This window comes from Pedobacter sp. 01T416_2 (assembly GCF_056398925.1).
The window spans coordinates 1-2,696 of the sequence record NZ_JBFTQI010000779.1; the positions used below are offsets into that span (position 1 = coordinate 1).

Here is a 2,696-nt window from a genome sequence, read left to right on the forward strand (position 1 = left end):
GCGATTACACAGAACGTTCTTTGGTGAGTATATCAACATTGTTCTTAAATCAGAAAAAATACAACGAGGCCATTGTGTACCTGAAAAGATTAGAAACTACCACCGATTACAAGTCGCACTATAGTTTTGCCATCAACAATTTGTTAAAGGCTTACACGGCTTTAAACATGCCTGATGACATGCTGAAATATGCACAGTTGACCAAAGAGTCGGAAAAAGCTTCTGAGGAAGAAAAAAACAGTTCGAGCTTATTCTCTGGTAAAGCTTACTTGTTAAAAGGCGATACCACCACAGCAATTAAGGAGTTTAAAAATGTAGTGGCCAAAACAAAAACAGTTGCTGCCGCAGAAGCAAAATATAATTTAGCTTTATTGGAATACAACAAAGGTGATTTCAAAACTTCATCTAAAACCTGTTTCGATCTGGTTAACAACATGGCTGCTTACGATTACTGGGTAGCAAAGGCGTTTATCCTTTTATCTGATAACTATGTGGCCCTGAAAGATAATTTACAGGCAAAAAGCACTCTTCTCAGTATAATTGATAATTACGAAGGCAAGGATGATATTATCCCTACAGCCAAAGAAAAACTAGAAAAACTAAACCAGAAGAAGTAGCATTATGAAATCGATTAAATATATATATAGTTCACTGTTTTTTTTAGCTGCCGGATTAATGACTGCACAGGCGCAGGATAAAAAGGCCGATGAAAAAGCAGTAGTAAATGAAGAAATTGAAGTAGTTCGTCCATATAAACCAATTTTGGCCGAGGCTGTAAAGCTGAGACGAAGCCCAAATTTAGATGATGTTAAAACTTACAAAGCAAAATTGAACTATAGCATTTTAGATAGAAAGCTGGAATTGAACAGCGATATCCAAAAGTTACAGGCACAGGCTTTGGCAGAAGAAAAAGAAAGCATATTGGTTAACAATTATGTAAAAGGTGCATTCGGGTCGTTGGCTACCCTTCTGGGCGAAGCTTATTTTAACACCGGTAAAGATGAAGGTTTACAGATTGGTGGATACTTTAAACATTTTAGTCAGGAAGGAAAGCTGAACAAACAGAATAGCAGTAACCAACAATTAAGTGTTTTTGGCCGCAGTATTTTAGATCAAAACACAGTTAGTGGCCGCATTAATTTTGAACGTAACGGCACCTATTTTTATGGTATAGATGATGCCAGACCTACGCTTAACCCTAACCCTGATAAACAGGCCTTAACCACCATTGAACTGGAAGGTGAGCTGGTAAAAAACTTTACAGAGGATGAAGATGCTTTTAGTTATGCTTTAAAAGCCAATGGTTATATCTGGAATGATAAATTCAGCGCAAAAGAAAACTACCTGAGCTTAAATGGTTATGTAAACAAACGTATTAACTCGTTAAACTTAGGTTTAGCCGCATCAACCGAATTTGGTAACAGCAAAGATGCTTTAACCAGTGTTGGCAATAACCTGTTGCGCTTAAATCCTTATATCCGTTTACAGGTTAAAGGTGCTAAAATTACAGCGGGGATAAATTTCGTACAGGAATTTGGTGCATTCAGCAGCTCTAAAATATTCCCTGCCGTTACGGCCGATTTCACTTTAATTCCTGATTATTTACAGGTTTTCGGAGAAGTTAAAGGTGATGTAAACAGAAACTCGTTAAAAGGCTTTACCGATGAAAACCCTTGGTTAAACAGCAATGTTGTAGTTAAAAACACGGTTGAAAAGTTAAGTTTCAGCGCTGGTATTAAAGGTACCGGCGGACCGGGTTTTGGTTACAAAGCACGCGTATATGTAAAACAGTTCGATGATATGCCTTTGTTCGTGAACAACTTTACTGACTTTAACAAATTTGATGTGATATACGATTTCGGTAAAACGAAATTAACAGGTTTAGAAGGTGAAATTTCTGTTCAGGTAAGCGATGCCTTAAAATGGACAGGTAAATTAAATATCGACGATTGGAAACCTGCCTCAGAAACCTACTCTTGGTTTAAACCGGGTTTAAAAGTAAGTTCGAACTTTGTTTATACCTATAATAAAAAACTAAGCTTTAACGCTGGTGTTGTAATTCAGGATGATATTAAAGCTAAAGTATATACCGGCGCTCCTGTTCCCGCTTCACAATACATAATTCCCAATACCAATATAGAACTTATTGAAACGGTTAAAGGTTACGTAGATTTAGGCCTTGGTGCTGATTACCGCATCAACAAAAAATTCTCTGTTTTTGCTAAAGCAAACAATATCTTAAATACAAACTACAGCAGGTACTTGTACTATCAGGTAAACGGATTTAATATTTTCGGAGGACTAACGTATTCGTTTTAAGATAGAGAAACCTCTAAAGTCTTACTGAAACAAAAAATGCCTTCCGAAATCGGGAGGCATTTTTTTTGAATTGTTTAAATAAGAAGATCTACGTCAATAAATTCCGTCATTTCGAGCGGAGTGCAATGCAGTCGAGGTGACGATTGTTCTATATAGAAAATTTTACTTAACTACTTCGCATGCACTTTTATATCATGATCACCTGCCCATTGATTAATGTCCTGTTTATTTAATGCCGCAGCCATTAATTCAGGAAATAAATCAGGTGTACAGGCAAAAACGGGCACCCCCAAAGAAGATAGAAATTCGGCGTTTCGATGATCAAAAGCTGTTGAGCCATCATCGTTAAGTGCCAAAAGCGTAATCAATTGTACCCC

The 2,696-nt window shown here is 37.0% G+C and carries 2 protein-coding genes and 1 pseudogene; 2 read left to right on the forward strand and 1 reads right to left on the reverse strand.

Annotated features, from left to right (window positions below; all coding sequences use genetic code 11):
- Positions 1–617: tetratricopeptide repeat protein (locus AC1DPQ_RS23960; protein WP_477611101.1), on the forward strand; the 617-nt coding region annotated here is incomplete at its 5' end.
- Between the two features lie 4 nt (positions 618–621).
- The gene (locus AC1DPQ_RS23965) at positions 622–2,319 is read left to right on the forward strand and encodes a TonB-dependent receptor (protein WP_477580134.1); all 1,698 of its coding nucleotides are present in this window, start codon (positions 622–624) and stop codon (positions 2,317–2,319) included.
- A gap of 170 nt (positions 2,320–2,489) precedes the next feature.
- Here AC1DPQ_RS23965 and AC1DPQ_RS23970 read toward each other — a convergent pair.
- A pseudogene (locus AC1DPQ_RS23970) lies at positions 2,490–2,696 on the reverse strand (hypothetical protein); the annotation flags it as partial.

What these genes read in the sequence shown, in the direction of transcription:
- AC1DPQ_RS23965 (WP_477580134.1), top strand. Translation starts at nt 622, where the DNA reads ATGAAATCGATTAAATATATATATAGTTCACTGTTTTTTTTAGCTGCC.